This is a genomic window from Streptomyces sp. NPDC004610, assembly GCF_040609715.1.
Lineage (GTDB): Bacteria > Actinomycetota > Actinomycetes > Streptomycetales > Streptomycetaceae > Streptomyces.
Genome location: NZ_JBEXLA010000013.1, coordinates 25,066 through 43,956 on the forward strand (window position 1 = coordinate 25,066; position 18,891 = coordinate 43,956).

Here is an 18,891-nt window from a genome sequence, read left to right on the forward strand (position 1 = left end):
CCTGTCGGGTGGGCGGGGCGCGCCCCGGGGAGCGGGCGCCGGGCGCATAGTCGCTGGCGCGCATAGTCGCTGGCGCGGGTGGTTGCCGGCGCGGGTGGCGCGTAGGCGGATGGTCGTCGGCGCGGGTGGCCCGTAGGCGGATGGTCGCCGGCGCGGGTCGCGCGTAGGCGCGTGGTCGCTGCACGTAACGGGCATTCCGGGTGTCGGCTCCCCTTCCGTACGTCCGTACGATGGACGGGGCCCATGCCGTGTCCGGGCCCGCCCCACTGATGCCGTATCCCAGATCCCAGGAGGATCACCGTGGCCGACCAGCTCACCCCGGAGAACCCGGAGACCCCGGAGCACCCGGAGAACCTGGACATCGAGCCGGGGACCGACTCTGAGGCCGAGTCCGACAAGCCGGTCAAGCAGCGCAAGAACGGGCTGTATCCCGGTGTCTCCGACGAGCTGGCCGAGAACATGAAGTCCGGCTGGGCCGACACCGAGCTGCACGACCTCGCGCCGATCCCCCAGGCCGCCGAGACCGCCGCCCGGCGTGCCGCGCTCTCCGCCCGCTTCCCGGGCGACCGCCTCGTCGTGCCCGCCGGTCGGCTCAAGACCCGCTCCAACGACACCGAGTACCCGTTCCGGGCGTCCGTGGAGTACGCGTACCTCACCGGCAACCAGACCGAGGACGGCGTCCTGGTGCTGGAGCCGCGCGGCGCCGGGGGCCACACGGCGACGATCTATCTGCTGCCCCGCTCCGACCGGGAGAACGGCGAGTTCTGGCTCAGCGGCCAGGGCGAGCTGTGGGTCGGCCGCCGCCACTCGCTCACCGAGGCGGAGCGGCTGTACGGCATCCCCGCCTCCGATGTGCGTGAGCTGGCGGACGCCCTGCGCGAGGCCACCGGCCCGGTGCGGGTGGTGCGCGGGCACGACGCCGGGATCGAGGCGGCCCTCACCGACAAGGTCACCGCCGAGCGCGACGAGGAGCTGCGGGTCTTCCTCTCCGAGCAGCGCCTCGTGAAGGACGAGTTCGAGATCGGGGAGCTCCAGAAGGCCGTCGACTCCACGGTACGGGGCTTCGAGGACGTCGTCCGCGTCCTGGACAAGGCCGAGGCGACCTCCGAGCGGTACATCGAGGGCACGTTCTTCCTGCGCGCCCGGGTCGAGGGCAACGACGTCGGCTACGGCTCCATCTGCGCCTCCGGGCCGCACGCCTGCACCCTGCACTGGGTGCGCAACGACGGGCCCGTCCGCTCCGGTGATCTGCTGCTGCTCGACGCGGGCGTCGAGACCCACACGTACTACACCGCGGACGTGACCCGGACGCTGCCGGTCAACGGGCGGTTCACCGACATCCAGCGGAAGATCTACGACGCCGTCTACGACGCCCAGGAGGCGGGGATCGCGGCGGTGAAGCCGGGCGCGAAGTACCGGGACTTCCATGACGCGTCCCAGCGGGTGCTGGCGGAGCGGCTGGTGGAGTGGGGGCTGGTGGAAGGGCCGGTCGAGCGGGTGCTGGAGCTGGGGCTCCAGCGTCGGTGGACGCTGCACGGGACGGGGCACATGCTGGGCATGGACGTCCACGACTGCGCTGCCGCGCGGACCGAGACGTATGTGGACGGGGTGCTGGAGCCGGGGATGTGCCTGACCGTGGAGCCGGGGTTGTACTTCCAGGCCGACGATCTGACCGTGCCGGAGGAGTATCGGGGGATCGGGGTGCGGATCGAGGACGACCTGCTGGTGACGGGGGAGGGGAACCGGAACCTCAGCGCTGCGCTGCCTCGGGAGGCTGGTGCGGTGGAGGCTTGGATGGCTTCGGTGGTGGAGGGGTGAGGTTTGGTGGTCGGGTGCGGGTGAGGGTGAGTGGGGGGTCTGGGTGCGGGTGAGGGTGAGTGGGGGGGCCGGGTGCGGGTGAGTGGCGGGTGAGGGGGGGGTGCGGGTGAGGGGCGTTTTATCTTCTCGTGTCCAGGAACAGGGCTCCTGAGAGGAGGGGGGCCGTGCCTCTGGGGCTCAGGGAGCGGGCGGTGAGGTCGGTGTCCAGGGTGGTCAGGGCTGTGCGGCCGGCCGGGGTCGCCGTGCCGCCCGCGTCGAGGACCGCCCGCGCCCCCGACTGGACGTGCCGGAGGCCGCGCGGGCCCGCCGTGTGGAGGAGTTCCGTGTCCTGGAGGGTCGACATCACCGTCAGCAGCGCGTCCATGCGGGCGTCGCCCTCGGACGCGCCGGACGCTCGGGCCGCCGCCAGGGCCGTCAGCGCCCGGCGGACATGAGGGAACCCGGCCCGCGCCTCGCCCCGCGCCCCCGCCGCCCCGTACGTCGCCGACACCGTCGATCCGCGGGACGGGCTGCGGGGTGCCCGGCGGTCCGGGTGGGCGACGATCCGCTTGGCCGTCAGGGCGATGTCCTCGGGGCTGCCCTCGGGCGTCAGCGCCGCCGCCGCGACCAGCAGCCCCAGCGTCCACAGGGCGCCCCGGTGTCCGCCGCCCGCCAGCCCCACCGTGTGCTCCGCGCAGCGGCCGATCGCGCCGAGTTCCGCGCGCAGCTCCGCCGTGGGCTCGCCGGTGCGGCGGGCCGCCGCCGCCATCGCCGCCAGTCCGGGCGCCAGCGCCTTCGCGGACCAGCGCAGGGTGCCGTGGTCCCGGCCTCCGGCCGCCCCGGCGAGGTCGCGGGGGTCGGGCAGGCCCGGTTTCGGTGCCAGTACCAGCTGTGCCGTCAGTGCCGAAACAGCCGTCTGCGCCAGCGCCTCATCCGCCCCGATCTGCATCGTCGTACTTTACGGAGCAGTGCGGTGAGGGCCGTGTCAGGACTTCCTGGGAGTCCGCTGGGCGTCGGCACCGGGGCAGGGGCGCGCTATACGGCCATCAGCGGCGCGTCCTTGCGCCACTTCAGCAGCTTGTCGAAGCTGACCACCGCGCCGCCCCGGCCGGGCTTGTTCGCGATGTGGACATGGTCGGCGAGTTCACGGATCAGATAGAGGCCCCGGCCGTTCTCGGCCTCGTCCATCGCCACGGGCGTGGCCATGGCCATGGACGGCGGGCGGGGCGGACGGTCGGCCGTGAAGCCGGGGCCGGAGTCCGTGACCTCGATACGGCACATCTCGCCATCGAGATACGCCGTGACGCGATAGGCCCCCGAAAACGCGCCGGGGGCACTGCCACCGCCGTGTTCGACGGCGTTCGCACACGCTTCGCTCAGTGCCACGGAGAGGTCGTACGAGACGTCGGGGTCGACGCCCGCGGTCTCCATGGTGCCGAGCAGCAGGCGCCGGGCGAGCGGAACGCTCGCAGCCTCGCGCCGCAGATGGAGTGACCACCAGATGCTCATGCTCCAGCCTCCTGGCCGCGGCTCGACATACCGTTACGTATTGCCGCCCACGCCCGTACGCAATCGCGATTTCTCGGTGACTCCGCCCATACAGCGGATGCGAGGGCGGTGGCGCCCGGTGTATGTGGGGCGCGAGGGGCATCACACGGCCCGCGCGTATCGGGTGTTTCGGCCGTTCGGCCGAGGGTCTTGCCGGGACTTCCCGGACTTTTTCGGCTGTCGTGATCGTCCGGGAGATCCGGGATCCTGGTGACGGCTGCCGTAGGGGGCGGGTAAGGGGCGGGCGGGGGGCCAGTGCGATGATGAGGCCGCCATGACTGCCCCCCTACCGCCACCGCCACCGCATGTGGCACGTGCCGGGAGAGATCTCCGGATGCTGCGGGCCGCGGTGTTCGCCGCGGTCTGCGTCGTGCTGTCCGCGGTCGGGCACGCCATGGCGTCCTGCGCGGCGGTACCGCTGTGGGCGCTGGGGACGGGCTTCGCCGGGGTGCTCGCGGTCGCTGTGCCGCTCGCCGGGCGCCGCCGGTCGCTGGGCGGGATCGCCGGGCTGCTGACCGTCGGGCAGCTCGCCCTGCACAGTCTCTTCGGGCTGGGCCAGCACCGTACGGCCGAGGCCACCGTGGAAGCGGCCCGTGCCGCCGCTGACGCCTCGCTCGTCGAGCGGGCGGCGCGGCTGGTGTGCGGGACCACGTCCGGCGCGCTCAGCCCGGCCGAGGCGCAGCGCATCCTGACCGAGGCCCGGCTGATGCCGGGGGCGGGGGGTGCGCACCACCCCGGCGAGGCGCTGTCGGGCGGGGCGGACGCCAGTGTGTCGGGTGGCGCGGACGCCGCCGTGTCCGGCGGTGTGGACGCCGCCGTCTTCTCCTCCGCCGTGCTGCTGCCGTCCCTGCCGATGCTGCTGGGCCATGTCCTGGCGGCGGTCGCCGCGGGCTGGCTGCTGCGGCGTGGCGATCTGGCGCTGCTGCGGCTCATCGCCCTCTCCGTCCAGGGGAGGGAAGGGGTGGAACGGGGACGGGCCGAGATGGCGCCCGTACGGGCCCTGCGTATGGCCCTCGCCCTGGTGCGCGCCCTGTGCGCGGGGCTCTCGGCCGCACCGGAGAACGGTCCGCGCGCCGTGCGCGCCGCCGACTTCGCGCCTCCCGAGCCGTGCGCCGAGGCGCTTCAGCACTCCGTCGTGCGGCGCGGTCCGCCCGGCACCGCGTACGGCTCCGCCGCGTACGCCCTTGCCGTCTGACGCGACACCGATATCTCCGCCCGCCGTGTGTGGGGCGTGAGGGGTTCTTCCGGGAGATCCAGCGTTTCGGAGACCTGGAGTTTCAGAGACCTGGAGTTTCGGAGTTTCGGAGACCTGGAGTGGGGTGCCGTGTCGCGCGGCGCCGTCGTGCGCGCCCACGCCTCTTCCTCTCCGAACGTTTTCTCCGAACTCTCTCTCCCAACTTCCTCTCCAACGGATCACTCACCCGAAGTGGAGTGCCTCACCCCATGAAGGCTTCCCGTATCGCCGCCGCCGGGGCCGTCGCCGCCGCGGCCGTCGTCGTCCTCGCCTCACCCGCCCTCGCGCATGTCAGTGTGCAGCCGGAGGGGACCGCCGCCCAGGGCGGTTACGCGGTCGTCGACTTCAAGGTCCCCAATGAGCGCGACGACGCCTCGACCACCAAGCTGGAGGTCAACTTCCCGGCGGAGTACCCGCTGTCCTCGGTCCTGCCGGAGCCGGTCCCGGGCTGGAAGGCCGAGGTGACCCGGTCCGAGCTGGACGAGCCGATCGAGTCGCACGGCCAGCAGATCACCGAGGCGGTGACCAAGGTGACCTGGACCGCCACCGGCAAGGGCATAGAGCCGGGCTTCTTCCAGAAGTTCCCGGTCTCCGTCGGCGCCCTGCCCGACACCACCGACGAACTCGTCTTCAAGGCCCTCCAGACCTACTCGAACGACGAGGTCGTGCGCTGGATCGAGGTGCCGCAGGAGGGCCAGGACGAGCCGGACAACCCGGCTCCGGTACTCGCCCTGTCCCCCGCCACCGGCGATCACCACGGCTCCGCCGCCGGGGCGGGCGAGGAACCCGCCGCGGACGCCGCCAACGCGGCCAGTGCCTCCACCGCGTCCGAGAGGTCCGGCGACTCCACCGACACCACCGCCCGGGTGCTCGGCATCGCCGGGATCGCCGTCGGCGCGGCGGGGGTGGCGTACGGCGTGCTCGCGGGCCGGCGCCGCGACACCCCGGCCGGCACCGGTACCGGCGCCGGTACCTCCGTCTGACGTCCGTCCCAGCGGTGGGCGGCGGGGCCGTGGTCGTACGGTCCCGCCGCCCGCCCGGAACTTCTCCCAGAGGAAATCCTTCGTCATGCGCAAGAACACTCTCGCGGCGGCGGCCCTGCTCGCCACGGCCGCCTTCACCCTCTCGGCCTGCGGCAGCGGCGACGACTCCGGTTCGCCGGTCACCGTGGTCTCCGAGGAGGCCCCCTCGGACCAGGCGGCGACCGTGCTGGACAAGCCGTTCGAGAAGCCCGACCTGGTGCTGACCGACACCCGGGGCGAGTCGTACGACTTCCGGGCCGAGACCGCGGGCAGGCCGACGCTGATCTACTTCGGCTACACCAACTGCCCCGATGTCTGCCCGCTGACCATGAACAACATCGCGGTCGCGAAGAAGCAGCTGCCGCAGGCCGAACAGGACGAGTTGCAGGTCGTGTTCGTCACCACCGACCCCGAGCGGGACACCGCCGAGGCGCTCGGCGAGTGGCTCCAGGGCATCGACCCCCAGGTGATCGGGCTGACCGGCGACTTCGCCACCATCCAGGCGGGCGCCCGCACCCTCGGCATCTCCATCGAGCCGCCCACCAAGGACGCCGACGGCAAGGTCGTCTCCACGCACGGCACCCAGGTCGTCGCGTTCTCCCCGAAGACCGACGGCGGCTATGTCCTCTACGGCGAGGACGCCACCGTCGACGACTACACCAAGGATCTGCCGAAGCTGATCAAGGGGGAGAACCCGTGAGGCTTCCCGGACGAGGCGGGCGGGACAGGCGGGGCGGACATGGCGAGCGGGGCGGACTGGGCGAGCGGGGCGGACGGGGTGCGGGGACGGTTGTCGCCGGGCTGCTGATGGGCGGGCTGCTGATGGTCGGCTGCGGGTCCGGTTCCGACTCCGGGTCCGGTTCGTCGGAGGGCCCGGATCTCGCCGTGAGCGCCGCCTATATGCCCCAGCCCGTCTCCGACTCCATGGCGGCCGGTTTCCTGACCGTCTCCAACGAGGGCGGGCAGGCGGCCGAGCTGGTCTCCGTGACCAGCGATCTCGGTGAGGTGACCGTGCACGAGACGGTCGACGGCAAGATGAGCGAGGTCGAGTCCCTCGCCGTTCCGGCGGGCGGTCGGCTGGAGCTGGCCAGCGGCGGCAACCATCTGATGTTCGAAAAGCTGACGCACAAGCCGCTGGAAGGCGAGAAGGTCGCCGTGAAGCTCCACTTCGCGGGTATCGAACCGATCGACGTCGAGATTCCGGTGAAGGCGGCGACGTACACCCCGGCGTCCGATCAGTCGTCCGGTCAGTCCTCTGACCAGTCGTCCGGTCAGTCGTCCGGTCAGTCGGCGTCGTCCGGCGGGTCGTCGGCAGACCATTCATCCGGCCACTGAGGGAGGGACCACCCTTGACGCAGTCCATCGCCCCCCGGCTGCGCAGCCTGGTGCTGCTGCTCGTGGCGGTGACCGGCGCGCTCTTCCTGGGCGCCGCACCGGCCTCCGCCCATGCCGCGCTCACCAGCAGCGACCCCCAGCAGGGGGCGGTGGTCGAGCAGGCCCCGGCGCAGGTCTCGCTGACCTTCTCCGAGCCGGTCTCCGCCCCCGAGGGCAGCATCCGCGTCCTCGGCCCCAAGGGTGAGCGCGCGGACACCGGCGCACCCACCAACCCCACCGACACCGCGTACACCCTCAAGCTGCACTCCGGGCTGCCCGACGGCACCTACACCGTCACCTACCAGGTCGTCTCCGCCGACAGCCATCCCGTGGCCGGTGCCTACACCTTCTCCATCGGCGCCCCCTCCGCGACCTCGGTCACCGTGGACGACCAGAACAACGGCGGCGGGGTCGTGGGCACCCTCTACGACATCGGCCGGTACGTCTCGTACGCCGGTTTCATCGTGCTGGCCGGTGGCGCGGCCTTCGTACTGGCCTGCTGGCAGCGCGGGTCCGGGGTGCGGGCCGTGCAGCGGCTGGTGGTCTCCGGATGGGTCGCGCTGACCGCCGCCACGCTGTGGCTGCTGCTGCTGCGCGGCTCGTACACCGGCTCCGGCAAGGTCGGGGACATCGTCGATCTGGATCTGCTCGGCGATGTCCTCCAGACCAAGACCGGTGCCGCGCTGGTCTCCCGGCTGCTGCTGCTCGCCGCCGCCGCGCTGTTCATCGCCGTGCTCTTCGGCGCGTACGACAAGCGGGAGGACGCCGAGAAGCGGGATCTGACCTTCGGGCTGGCGGTCGGCGGGGTCGTGGTCGCCGCCGGGCTCGCGGCGAGCTGGGCAATGGCCGAGCACGCCTCCACCGGGATCCAGACCGGTATCGCGATGCCGGTGGACGTCCTGCATCTGCTCGCCGTCGCCGCCTGGCTCGGCGGGCTGTGCACGCTGCTGGTCGCGCTGTACCGGGCGCCCGCCGAGACGCCCCTCGACGCTCCCGCCGTCCGCCGTTTCTCCCAGGTCGCCTTCGGCAGTGTGGTCGCCCTGGTGGTGACCGGGGTCTATCAGTCCTGGCGTCAGCTCGGCTCCTGGGCCGCCTTCACCGACACCCGCTACGGCCAGTTGCTGCTGGTCAAGCTGGGTCTCGTGGCGGTGCTGGTCGGGATCGCCTGGCTGTCGCGGCGGTGGACGGCCCGGCTGGCGGAGGTGACGGTCGCCTCCGGCGCGAAGCGGAAGACGGCGGGGGCGGGGACGGGGACGGGAACCCGGGCGGGGACTCGGGCGGGGACCCGGGCGGCGAAGGAGAAAGCGAAGGCGACGGTGGGCGCCGCCGCCGATTCCCCTGCGAAGGAGCAGGGCAAGGACAAGGGGGGCCGGGACAAGGCCGGCAAGAACAAGGGCTCCGGCGACCCCCAGCGGGCCGCGCAGCTCGCCCGGCAGCGGGTCGCCGCCGAGACGGCCACCCGCAAGCGGCTGCGGGACGCCGACCCCAACCGGTTCGGGCTGCGCCGCTCGGTGCTGGCCGAGGCCGGGGTCGCGGTCGTCCTGCTCGCCGTGACCACCGTCCTGACCTCGACCGAACCGGGTCGTACGGAACTGGACGCCGAGTCCGCCGCCTCCCCCGCCGCCACCGACCCCCCGGCGGCCTCGACCGGCGCGGTGACGCTGGACCTGCCGTTCGACACCGGCGGCGAGGACGGCAAGGGGCTTGTGCGGGTCGACCTCGATCCCGCGCGGGTCGGCGCCAATGAGGTGCATGTGTATGCCGAGCGGCCCAACGGACGCGCCTTCGACCTCCCCGAGATCGAGCTGGCCTTCACGCTGAAGGCCCAGGACATCGGGCCGCTGCCCGTCGTCCCGGACCACATCACCACCGGCCACTGGTCGGCCGCCGGGGTCCAGATCCCGATGGCGGGCGGATGGCAGGTCGAGGTGACCGTACGGACCTCCGACATCGACCAGGTGACCGTCTCCAAGAACGCGCAGATCGGCTAGTACGGACATGCCCGACCACACCGCGGCCGACGACACGGCCGACCACGACACCACCCGCCGGGCCACCGGCGAGCAGTCAGCTCCGCAGGCCGGGCAAGAAACGCGCCCCCGGCAAAAGGCGCGCCCCCGGCAGAAGACGGTGCCGCCCCAGGACAGCGGCAGCGACATCGGCAACGGCGGCGACAGCGGCGGCATCTCCCGACGAACCCTGCTCGGTACCGCCGGAGCCACCGGGCTGGTGCTCGGGGCGGCGGCGGGCGGGGCCGTCGGCTATGCCGCCGCCCCCGCCGGGGCCACCCCGCTCACCTCCGTCGGCACCGAGCAGGCGAAGTTTCACGTGAAACATCAGCCCGGCATCACCACGGCCATGCACGCCCGGGGTCATCTCGCCGCCTTCGACCTGGCACCCGGCGCGGGACGGAGCGAGGCCACCGCGCTGCTGCGCCGCTGGTCGGAGACCGCCCGGCGGTTGATGGCGGGCGAGCCCGCCACCCAGGACGACACCGGCGTGGCCCTGGACGCCGGGCCGTCCGCCCTCACCGTCACCTTCGGCTTCGGCCACAGCTTCTTCACCCGCACCGGACTGGAATCACAGCGCCCGGTCGCCCTCGACCCCCTCCCCGACTTCTCCTCCGACCGGCTCGACAGGGCCCGCAGCAATGGCGACCTCTGGGTACAGATCGGCGCCAACGACGCCCTGGTCGCCTTCCACGCCCTGCGCGCGATCCAGAAGGACGCGGGCAGCGCCGCCCGGATCCGCTGGCAGATGAACGGCTTCAACCGCTCACCCGGCGCCACCGCCCACCCCATGACCACCCGCAACCTCATGGGGCAGGTCGACGGCACCCGCAATCCGCTGCCGTCGGAGCCGGACTTCGACGAACGGATCTGGGTCCCGGCGGCGCCCACCAAGGACCCGGAGTGGATGGCGGACGGCACCTATGCCGTCGTACGCCGGATCCGGATGCTGCTGGACGACTGGGAGGGCCTCCCGGTGAAGGAGCAGGAGGACGTCATCGGGCGGCGGAAGACGGACGGGGCGGCGCTGTCGGCGGGCGCGGACGGCACCGAGACCACCGAGATGGAGCTGGACAAGGTCGACGCCGGGGGCGATCTGCTGGTGCCGATCAACGCCCATGCCCGGATCACCCGGCCCGACCAGAACGGGGGCGCGGCGATGCTGCGGCGGCCGTTCTCGTACCACGACGGCTTCGACGCGGACGGGGTGGCGGACGCGGGGCTGCTGTTCGTGTGCTTCCAGGCGGATCCGCTGCGCGGTTTCGTGCCGGTGCAGCGGAAGCTGGACCGCGGGGACGCCCTGTCGGCCTTCATCCGCCATGAGAGCAGCGGACTGTTCGCGGTGCCGGGGGGCGCGGCGGAGGGGGGGTATGTGGGGGAGGGGCTGCTGGAGGGGTGAGGTGAGGAACCGGGTGCGGTGAGGAACCGGGGGGGCCGCCTGGTAGCCCTTAAGAGTGGCCCGCCGTGGGAGAGGTCAAACCTGCCTCCCCAGGCCCATTAGGGTGAACCCATGCCAGCGAGCTACGCGTATCTCGGTCCCGAGGGCACCTTCACCGAAGTCGCCCTGCGCACCCTTCCGGAGACCGCCACCCGGGAGCTGATCCCCTACGTGTCCGTCCAGTCCGCGCTGGACGCGGTGCGCGCGGGGGAGGCCGAGGCCGCGTTCGTACCGATCGAGAACTCCGTCGAGGGCGGTATCACCACCACCCTGGACGAGCTGGTCGCGGGCGCCCCGCTGACGATCTACCGCGAGGTGCTGCTGTCGATCACCTTCGCGCTGCTGGTCCGGCCCGGTACGAAGCTGGCGGACATCAAGACGGTCTCCGCGCACCCCGCCGCCCAGCCGCAGGTGCGCAACTGGCTCCGCCGCAACCTCCCGGACGCCGACTGGGAGTCGGCCGCGTCGAACGCGGACGCGGCCCGGCTGGTCCAGGAGGGGCAGTACGACGCCGCCTTCGCCGGCGAGTTCGCCGCCGCCCGCTACGGGCTGGAGGCGCTGGAGACCGGGATCCACGACGCGGAGAACGCGCAGACCCGTTTCGTGCTGGTGGGCCGCCCGGCCCGGCCCGCGGCACCGACCGGCGCGGACAAGACATCGGTGGTGCTCTGGCAGCGCGACGACCACCCGGGCGGGCTGCGCGATCTGCTCGGCGAGTTCGCCACCCGGGGCATCAACCTGATGCTGCTCCAGTCCCGTCCGACCGGCGCCGGAATCGGCAATTACTGCTTCTGTGTGGACGCCGAGGGCCATATCTCCGACCGGCGGGTGGCCGAGGCCCTGATGGGGCTGAAGCGGATCTGCCACGAGGTGCGGTTCCTGGGCTCGTACCCGCGTGCGGATGCGACGACGGCGGATGTCCGGCCGCCGCTGATCGGGACGTCGGACGAGGAGTTCGTGACGGCGGCGGACTGGGTGGCGCGCTGCCAGGACGGACGGTTCTAGAGGGGTTCCGGGGTTCCCGTCTTTCCTCCTCTCCTCCCCCTCACCTCGGTGATCCCGTCCGTCACACCCGCCACACCTGTCACAGCTGTCACACCCGCCACTCTCACCACGTCCGCCACACCGGTCCTACCTGCTGATTTTCGTTATCCACAGAAGTTATCCACAGGTGGGCTTCTCGACCTGGGGACAAGTCGACACGGCGCCGGAACCTGGTCGACAAATCGCTCTACTCACCCCCACCCTGTCCACCGGCGCGCGCATCACCCTTCGTCCACTGTTTTCCCTCGGGCAACTCTTGAGAGTTACTCATTTCCACTCGAACGTGGGCTTAAGGGAGGTTTCAGCAGGGAATTCCCGTTGTTGATCACGACCTTCGAAGTGATCAATTCCGATGTCCACAGATCTTCCGCACAGCCTGTGGATAACTCTTCGGAGGGTGTGGATCACTGTGGACAACCGAACCCCCAAGTCCCTTTCTCCACAAGGAATTCCGGTCAACCGGCCGCCGCCCGGCTCCCCCGTTCCAGGGATCCGGCAGATCTTTCTTGACACATGCGGCAATTCCCCCATAACCCTATGTAAGCCGCACCACCCCTTTATGAGTCGTGGGCGCTCCTCGCTCACCGGTAGCCTGGGGCGCGTGATTGACCTTCGCCTGCTCCGTGAGGACCCCGACCGTGTGCGCGCGTCCCAGCGCGCCCGTGGAGAGGATGTCGCCCTCGTCGACTCCCTCCTCTCCGCCGACGAGCGGCGCAGGTCCTCCGGCGTGCGCTTCGACGAGCTGCGCGCCGAGCAGAAGCAGCTCGGCAAGCTGATCCCCAAGGCCACCGCCGACGAGAAGGCCGCGCTGCTGAAGCAGGCCGGCCAACTCGCCGCCGATGTCAAGGCCGCCGACGCCGAGCGCGACGCGGCCGTCACCGAGACCCAGGAACTCCTCGCCCGGCTGGGCAATCTCATCCACCCCGACGTCCCTGTCGGCGGCGAGGAGGACTTCGTCACCCTGGAGACGCACGGCACGCACCGCGACTTCGCCGCAGAGGGCTTCACCCCCCGGGACCATCTGGAGCTGGGCACCCTCCTCGGCGCGATCGACGTCGAGCGCGGCGCCAAGGTCTCCGGCTCCCGCTTCTACTTCCTCACCGGCGTCGGCGCCCTGCTGGAGCTGGCCCTGGTCAACGCGGCGATCGCCCAGGCCACGGCGGCCGGCTTCACCCCGATGCTGACCCCGGCCCTGGTCCGCCCCCAGTCGATGGCGGGCACCGGCTTCCTCGGCCAGGCCTCGCAGGACGTCTACCACCTCGACAAGGACGACCTCTATCTGGTCGGCACCTCCGAGGTCCCGCTCGCCGCCTACCACATGGACGAGATCCTCGACGCCGACCGCCTCCCGCTGCGCTACGCCGGGTTCTCCCCGTGCTTCCGCCGCGAGGCCGGCTCGCACGGCAAGGACACCCGGGGCATCTTCCGCGTCCACCAGTTCGACAAGGTCGAGATGTTCTCGTATGTCGCCCCGGAGGACTCCCAGGCCGAGCACCAGCGGCTGCTGGAGTGGGAGAAGCAGTGGCTGACCGCCCTGGAGCTGCCGTTCCGGGTGATCGACGTGGCCTCCGGCGACCTCGGCTCCTCGGCCTCGCGCAAGTTCGACTGCGAGGCGTGGATCCCGACGCAGGGCAAGTACCGCGAGCTGACCTCGACGTCGGACTGCACCGAGTTCCAGTCCCGCCGCCTCGCCATCCGGATGCGTGACGGCAAGACCGTCCGCCCGCTGGCCACCCTCAACGGCACCCTGTGCGCCGTACCGCGCACGATCGTGGCGATCCTGGAGAACCACCAGCAGGCCGACGGCTCGGTCCGGGTCCCCGAGGTGCTGCGCCCGTACCTGGGCGGGCGGGAAGTCCTGGAACCGGTGGCCAAGTGAGCGCGGAGGGCCTGGGCCTGGCCTACCGGCTGATCGCGACCGACCTGGACGGAACGCTTCTGCGCTCCGACGGGTCGGTCTCCCCGCGCACCCGTGACGCCCTCGCCGCCATCACCGCGGCGGGCGCCGCGCACATCGTCGTCACCGGCCGCGCGGTCCCCTGGACCCGCTCCATCCTCGACGACCTCGACTACCAGGGCCTCGCCGTCTGCGGCCAGGGCGGGCAGGTGTACCACGCCGGGGAGCACCGGCTGCTCACCTCGGTCACCCTGGACCGGCAGCTCGCGGCCCTCGCGCTGGCGAAGATCGAGGCGGAGACCGGCCCGCTGTTCCTGGCCGCGAGCCGGGACGGCCTGGACGGCGATGTACTGGTCGGCCCCGGCTACGCGCTCCAGGGCACCCTGCCCGCCGTCCCCTTCACGGACGCGTCCGATCTCTGGACCGCCCCGCTCAACAAGATCTACATACAGCACCCGACGCTCTCCGACGACGCGCTCGCCGAGGCCGCCCGCCGGGCCGCCGGTGGTTTCGTCACTGTCGCCATGGCCGGTGAGGGGATCGTCGAACTCCTCCCCCTCGGGCTGTCCAAGGCCACCGGGCTCTCGCTCGCCGCCCGTCGGCTCGGCCTCAAGTCGGCCGACACCATCGCGTTCGGCGACATGCCCAACGATGTGCCGATGTTCGGGTGGGCGGCGCACGGTGTCGCCATGGCCAACGCCCATGCCGAGCTGAAGGCGGTCGCCGATGAGGTGACCACCGCGAACGACGAGGACGGCATCGCGGTGGTGCTGGAACGGCTGCTGGGCTGACGGACCGCGTCCGCGTCAGTGGCGTTCTTCTGTCGGTACTCCAGCGCGGAGGATGCACGATTCGAACGTGCGCGGGCCTTCAGGACCCGACCTGGGCGTAGCAGACCCGTGCCTTACCACTCGGCCAATCCTCCGGGAGGGCGGTCCACGTGAAGCGCCCGCGCCGGGGCGTCACGTGCTCGAAGCGACCGCCCCGGGTGACTCCTCAACGGCCGGACTCGACGGAGGCGTAACTACTCCGGAGTCCGCCGCGGGCCACCCTGACGGGAGCCGGACGTACTGTCGTGCATCGACATCGCCCCACTCCCCTCCCCGCTCGTCACGCCGGTCCGATCCGGCGTCGTGGACATCTTCACTGTGCCCGCGCGCGAGGGCTGACCGCCACCGAATTAGCACGGGCGGTCCGCCCGCGCCCGGCTGCCGGCCGCCCCGCCACCGGCCGCTCTACCGGCGGCGCCACCCGCGGCGGCGGGCCTTGCTGAAGAACCAGCCCGCGGGCGGCTCGTCCGAGCGCCAGGGCTGCGGCTCCGGCTTCTCACGGCGCCAGCGGGCGGCCAGCATCCGGGCTCGGGCGGACGGCTCGGAGGTCTCCGCGGAGCGTATGAACTCCTCGTCCAGGACCAGGTCGCCGTCCCAGTCCCCCTCGTCACGGCCACCGGTGGCCGGCGTCTTGTCTGCCATCCCCGTTCCTTCCCGACCCGCGTTCCCCCGTGGATTCCGGTGTCCGACGGCGACGCGCCACCGGCGCCCGGCCGTCATTTCTCGGGACGCATCGCCTGCGTCCCGTTCCGCCAGTGTGCCCCGCTGCCGGTGAAGCCCCCGTCAAGAACCCTTGTGAACGGTGATGAACGAGGGCCGCACCCGCGGCGTCCGCCGACCGGCGGATGTCTCACTCCTCCCCGGCCAGCGTCAGCGTGCGCAGCTTCTGCCCGGCGTACCAGGTGGCCAGAACGGTCACCGCGACCAGCAGGATCGTCGCCGTGGTCAGGCCGACATCCGAGGTGACCAGCTCATTGCCGGAGACCTTCTGGGCCACGGCCAGCGACCACTGCTGGACGCTCAGGGTGCGCGCGCCGGGCACCAGGGAGCCGAACAGCGCCTCCCAGACCAGCGCGTAGACCAGCCCGAACACCACCGCGTGCCGTGAGACCGTGCCCAGCAGCAGGAACATCGCCGCGTACGCGATGGAGGCGACCAGCGCGGCCACCGTGTAGGCGACGGCGATCTGCTGGCCGTTGCCGTTGAGGATGAATCCGGCGATCAGGGTCGGCAGGGCCGAGAAGACCATGGTCACGGCGATGGCCACGATCAGCTTGGTGAAGATGATCGTCGGCCGCTTCAGTGGCTTGGACAGCAGGTACACCACCGAGCCGTCGTCGATCTCCGGGCCGATGGCGCCGGTTCCGGCGATGACACCGATGATCGGCACCATCGTGGCCAGCGCCAGCCCGCCGAGGAGATCGGACGAGGTCTGGTCGTCCGCGCCGACCAAGGCGCGCACGATGACCGCGATCACGATCAGCAGCATCGGCAGCGCGCCGAGGATCAGGGCGCGGCGCCGGCCGAGCAGGGCCCGGTAGGTGAGCCGGGCGACTGTGGGGTCGTACATTGTTCGGCCTCCTACGCCGCGACGAGATACGAGAAGACGGATTCGAGGGACTCGTCGGACGGCGAGACCGTGAGCAGCCGGATGCCGTGGTCGCGGGCCACCCGCGGCAGCAGGGTGGTGAACCGGCCGAAGTCGACGGCCTGGATGCGCAGCGCGTCCTCGGCGTGGTCGACCTCGATCCCGGAGGTGGACGGGTCGGCGATCAGGGCGGCGGCCAGCGCGCGGTCGTCGCTGGAGCGGACCAGATAGCGGTGCGGCCGGTCGGTCATCAGCCGGCGGATCTTGCGGAAGTCACCGCTGGCCGCGTGTCGTCCGGCGACCACGACCTCGATGTGCCAGGCGAGCTGCTCGACCTCTTCGAGGATGTGGGAGGAGAACAGCACCGTGCGGCCCTCGTCGCCCATTCTGCGGAGCAGGTCCATCAGCTGCATGCGCTGGCGGGGGTCCATGCCGTTGAAGGGTTCGTCGAGCAGCAGCAGCGAGGGCTCATGGACCAGGGCGGACGCCATCTTCACCCGCTGGCGCATGCCCTTGGAGTAGGTGGCGATCCTGCGGTCCTGGGCATACTCCATCTCGACCGTGGCCAGCGCCTTCCGCGCCTCCCGGTCGCCCAGGCCGTGCAGTTCGGCGTTGGCGACGACGAACTCGCGGCCGGTGAGGAAGTCGTACATCGCCTCGCGCTCGGGGACGACGCCGATGTGCCGGTAGATCTGCTCGTTGCGCCAGACGGGCCGGCCGTCGAGGGTGACCGTGCCGGTGGAGGGGGCGAGGAAGCCGCCCATCATATTGATGAGGGTGGACTTTCCGGCGCCGTTGGGGCCGAGCAGGCCGGTGACGCCGGGGCCGATGGTCATGGTGATGTCGTTGACCGCGACCACATTGCCGAACCAGCGGGAGACATGGTCGATGGAGAGGGTGGTCACAGTCCGACCTTTCGGTAGCGGCGCATCAGGAGGCCGTAGCAGGCGGCGATGAAGCCCAGCGCGACCAGGACGAAGACCACGCCCTCGGCGGCCGAGGGGCCGTTGCCGCCGGGGAACGCCGATCCGGCGCCCAGGAACGCGGTCTGCACCCCGTCGATCAGGGTGATCGGCGAGAACAGGCCGATCCAGGGCACGGCGCTCTCGCTGCCCTGCACCTCGGCGATCGACTGGAGCGTGGAGACCGCGCCGTAGGAGATGGTGAGGACGGCGATGACGGCGGCGATGCCGAAGCCGCGGCGCGGGGTGACCGCCGCGATGACCAGGCCGAGGCCGGCGAAGAGCAGTGAGAGCAGAGCCACGGAGACGAGTCCCTGGGCGAATCCCTTGGTCTGGTCGGCGAAGTCCAGCTCGGACAGCAGCGCGCCGAGGTAGAGCACCAGCAGCGGGGCGGCGGTCAGGATGAACAGCGCGGAGGCCAGCGCGGCGAACTTGGCGCGGACGTAGTCGGAGGTCTCGATCGGCCGCGAGAAGTAGAGCGGAACGGTCTTGAAGCGCAGGTCGCGCGAGACCGACTGGGGTGCCTGCGAGGCGACGAACAGGCTGATCACGGCCTGCATGACGATGGCGTAGCGGGTGTAGTCCACGGGTAGTTCGCTGGCCTTGGTGGCGACCGCGACGGCGACCATGATGGCCGCGGGCACGCACATCACCACGAACAGCAGCATCGGCAGCACCTTGGACTTCACCGAGCGGCCGAGGCCGTAGGAGCCGCGCAGGGACTGCGAGTACAGCGACCGGCGGGCGTAGGCGCGGCCGAGGCGGGGGCCGTCGTAGTTGCGGTATCCGATGTTGTGGATACGGGTCTGGTCGCCCGGGGCGGGGGCGACGGGGTGCTCAACGGCCATGGCCGACGGCCTCCTTGGACTCGCTGCCGGGCGCGCTGCCGGACTTGCTGCCGGGCGGGCTGCCCGACTCGCCGCCGGGCGGGCTGCCCGACTCGCCGCCGGGCGGGCCGACGGGCTCACTGCCGGGCGGGCCGACGGGCTCGGCGGCCGGTTCGTCGGTGAAGACCTCGGCGATGTGATGGCGGCGCTGCTCCATGCGCACCAGACCGAGGCCCAGGTCGGCCACCAGGTCGCGGACCAGGTCGTAGGTCTCCTCGCCGCGGGCGGTGAGCAGCAGTATGTGCCCGGCGCCGGGCAGTCCGCTGCCGGCCTGGACCTCCATACCGCGCGCGAGGAGGGCCTCGCGCATCGCGCGGGTGCCGTCCGGGTGGGTGTCGGAGTCGGTGACCTCGATGGCGAGGGTGGTGGTGATCTGGGTGAAGTCGGTGGTGGAGCTGGAGCGCAGCAGCTTGCCGCCGTCGACCACCACCACATGGTCGCAGGTGCGCTCCAGCTCGCCGAGGAGGTGGGAGGTGACCAGGACCGAGATGCCGAAATCGGTGTGGATCCGGCGGATCAGGCCGAGCATCTCGTCGCGGCCGACCGGGTCGAGGCCGTTGGTCGGCTCGTCGAGGAAGACCAGTTGCGGGTCATGGACCAGCGCCTGGGCGAGTTTGACGCGCTGCTTCATACCCGTCGAGTAGCCGCCGATGGGGCGGTAGCGCTCCTCGTAGAGCCCGACATGGCGCAGGGTGTCGGCGGTGCGCTCGCGCGCGGCGGTCGGCGGGAGGCCGGACATCCGGGCCATGTGCACGACGAACTCGGTGGCCGAGACATCGGGCGGCAGGCAGTCGTGCTCCGGCATGTAGCCGACGCGCTCGCGGATGGTGGCGCCCTTGGTCGCGACGTCGAGGCCGAGCACTTCGGCGCGGCCTTCCGTGGCGGGGGACAGACCCAGCAGGATCTTGATCAGGGTGGACTTGCCGGCTCCATTGGCTCCGACGAGTCCGGTCACACCGGGCCCGACGTCCACGGAGAGCCGGTCAAGAGCGGTCACCCGGGGGAACCGCTTGCTCAGGCTTTCGGTCGCGATCACAGTCACAGGGAAAACGGTAGTGACGCGGGCCACGCCGGTCGTCAACCCGGAGAGCCGTCTTCTCCTCACCCTGGAGTCGTACGGGACCCTTAAGGTCCCCCTGAAGGGGGGTGCGGGTCCCCCGGAGAACTTCTCGGGGGTTCTCGGAGGAGTCTCGGGGGAGCGTTCGGAAAGCCTCTCGGGGGACCCCCCGCAGAGTCGGCCGGGGAACCCCGGAGAGCCGAC

The 18,891-nt window shown here is 71.5% G+C and carries 17 protein-coding genes and 1 tRNA gene; 10 read left to right on the forward strand and 8 right to left on the reverse strand.

Going from position 1 to position 18,891, the window contains the following annotated elements; translation table 11 throughout:
• Nucleotides 1-300 precede the first annotated feature (300 nt).
• The gene (locus ABZX40_RS16565) at nt 301-1,818 is read left to right on the forward strand and encodes an aminopeptidase P family protein (RefSeq protein WP_355738938.1); all 1,518 of its coding nucleotides are present in this window, start codon (nt 301-303) and stop codon (nt 1,816-1,818) included.
• 118 nt (nt 1,819-1,936) lie between these two features.
• On the opposite strand, the gene ABZX40_RS16570 is transcribed toward ABZX40_RS16565, so the two are convergent.
• Nucleotides 1,937-2,746 carry a triphosphoribosyl-dephospho-CoA synthase gene (locus tag ABZX40_RS16570; RefSeq protein WP_355738941.1) on the reverse strand — a complete coding sequence of 270 codons (810 nt, stop codon included), beginning with the start codon at nt 2,744-2,746 and terminating at the stop codon, nt 1,937-1,939.
• Nucleotides 2,747-2,832: 86 nt separating this feature from the next.
• Complete coding sequence (locus ABZX40_RS16575) at nt 2,833-3,306, reverse strand: ATP-binding protein (RefSeq protein WP_355738944.1); 474 nt, start codon at nt 3,304-3,306, stop codon at nt 2,833-2,835.
• Nucleotides 3,307-3,679: 373 nt separating this feature from the next.
• Between ABZX40_RS16575 and ABZX40_RS16580 the strand changes: the two genes are divergently transcribed.
• The 9 genes from ABZX40_RS16580 to ABZX40_RS16620 all read left to right on the forward strand — a co-directional run bounded on the left by ABZX40_RS16580 (nt 3,680) and on the right by ABZX40_RS16620 (nt 14,154).
• A complete protein-coding gene (locus tag ABZX40_RS16580; protein WP_355738947.1) occupies nt 3,680-4,540 on the forward strand; it encodes a hypothetical protein in 861 nt (286 codons plus the stop codon).
• A gap of 248 nt (nt 4,541-4,788) precedes the next feature.
• Nucleotides 4,789-5,562 (forward strand): YcnI family protein, encoded by a 774-nt coding sequence (locus tag ABZX40_RS16585; RefSeq protein ID WP_355738950.1) that lies wholly within the window; start codon nt 4,789-4,791, stop codon nt 5,560-5,562.
• Between the two features lie 85 nt (nt 5,563-5,647).
• A complete protein-coding gene (locus tag ABZX40_RS16590; RefSeq protein WP_355738953.1) occupies nt 5,648-6,301 on the forward strand; it encodes an SCO family protein in 654 nt (217 codons plus the stop codon).
• A gap of 122 nt (nt 6,302-6,423) precedes the next feature.
• Nucleotides 6,424-6,936: a copper chaperone PCu(A)C gene (locus ABZX40_RS16595; RefSeq protein WP_355739273.1), complete on the forward strand. Its 513-nt coding sequence runs from the start codon at nt 6,424-6,426 to the stop codon at nt 6,934-6,936.
• Between the two features lie 14 nt (nt 6,937-6,950).
• On the forward strand, nt 6,951-8,966 hold the full coding sequence (locus tag ABZX40_RS16600; protein WP_355738955.1) for a copper resistance protein CopC: 2,016 nt from the start codon (nt 6,951-6,953) through the stop codon (nt 8,964-8,966).
• Between the two features lie 7 nt (nt 8,967-8,973).
• Complete coding sequence (efeB, locus tag ABZX40_RS16605; RefSeq protein WP_355738958.1) at nt 8,974-10,383, forward strand: iron uptake transporter deferrochelatase/peroxidase subunit; 1,410 nt, start codon at nt 8,974-8,976, stop codon at nt 10,381-10,383.
• A 111-nt stretch (nt 10,384-10,494) separates the two neighbouring features.
• A complete protein-coding gene (gene pheA / locus ABZX40_RS16610; RefSeq protein ID WP_355738961.1) occupies nt 10,495-11,427 on the forward strand; it encodes a prephenate dehydratase in 933 nt (310 codons plus the stop codon).
• Nucleotides 11,428-12,067: 640 nt separating this feature from the next.
• Nucleotides 12,068-13,345: a serine--tRNA ligase gene (gene serS / locus ABZX40_RS16615; protein ID WP_355738964.1), complete on the forward strand. Its 1,278-nt coding sequence runs from the start codon at nt 12,068-12,070 to the stop codon at nt 13,343-13,345.
• Nucleotides 13,342-14,154: an HAD family hydrolase gene (locus ABZX40_RS16620; RefSeq protein WP_355738967.1), complete on the forward strand. Its 813-nt coding sequence runs from the start codon at nt 13,342-13,344 to the stop codon at nt 14,152-14,154. The genes serS and ABZX40_RS16620 overlap by 4 nt, the downstream gene beginning before the upstream one ends.
• Nucleotides 14,155-14,200: 46 nt before the next feature.
• Here ABZX40_RS16620 and ABZX40_RS16625 read toward each other — a convergent pair.
• The 6 genes from ABZX40_RS16625 to ABZX40_RS16650 all read right to left on the reverse strand — a co-directional run bounded on the left by ABZX40_RS16625 (nt 14,201) and on the right by ABZX40_RS16650 (nt 18,666).
• Nucleotides 14,201-14,288 (reverse strand) — tRNA-Ser (locus tag ABZX40_RS16625).
• A 310-nt stretch (nt 14,289-14,598) separates the two neighbouring features.
• Nucleotides 14,599-14,835, reverse strand: a complete 237-nt coding sequence (locus ABZX40_RS16630) for a hypothetical protein (RefSeq protein ID WP_355738969.1) — start codon at nt 14,833-14,835, stop codon at nt 14,599-14,601.
• A 208-nt stretch (nt 14,836-15,043) separates the two neighbouring features.
• On the reverse strand, nt 15,044-15,763 hold the full coding sequence (locus tag ABZX40_RS16635) for an ABC transporter permease (protein ID WP_355738971.1): 720 nt from the start codon (nt 15,761-15,763) through the stop codon (nt 15,044-15,046).
• Nucleotides 15,764-15,774: 11 nt separating this feature from the next.
• Nucleotides 15,775-16,686 carry an ABC transporter ATP-binding protein gene (locus ABZX40_RS16640; protein ID WP_355738974.1) on the reverse strand — a complete coding sequence of 304 codons (912 nt, stop codon included), beginning with the start codon at nt 16,684-16,686 and terminating at the stop codon, nt 15,775-15,777.
• The gene (locus tag ABZX40_RS16645) at nt 16,683-17,591 is read right to left on the reverse strand and encodes an ABC transporter permease (RefSeq protein ID WP_355738977.1); all 909 of its coding nucleotides are present in this window, start codon (nt 17,589-17,591) and stop codon (nt 16,683-16,685) included. Before ABZX40_RS16645 ends, ABZX40_RS16640 begins: the two co-directional genes overlap by 4 nt.
• Nucleotides 17,581-18,666, reverse strand: coding sequence for an ABC transporter ATP-binding protein (locus ABZX40_RS16650; protein ID WP_355739276.1), 1,086 nt, complete (start codon nt 18,664-18,666; stop codon nt 17,581-17,583). Before ABZX40_RS16650 ends, ABZX40_RS16645 begins: the two co-directional genes overlap by 11 nt.
• Between the last annotated feature and the right edge of the window lie 225 nt (nt 18,667-18,891).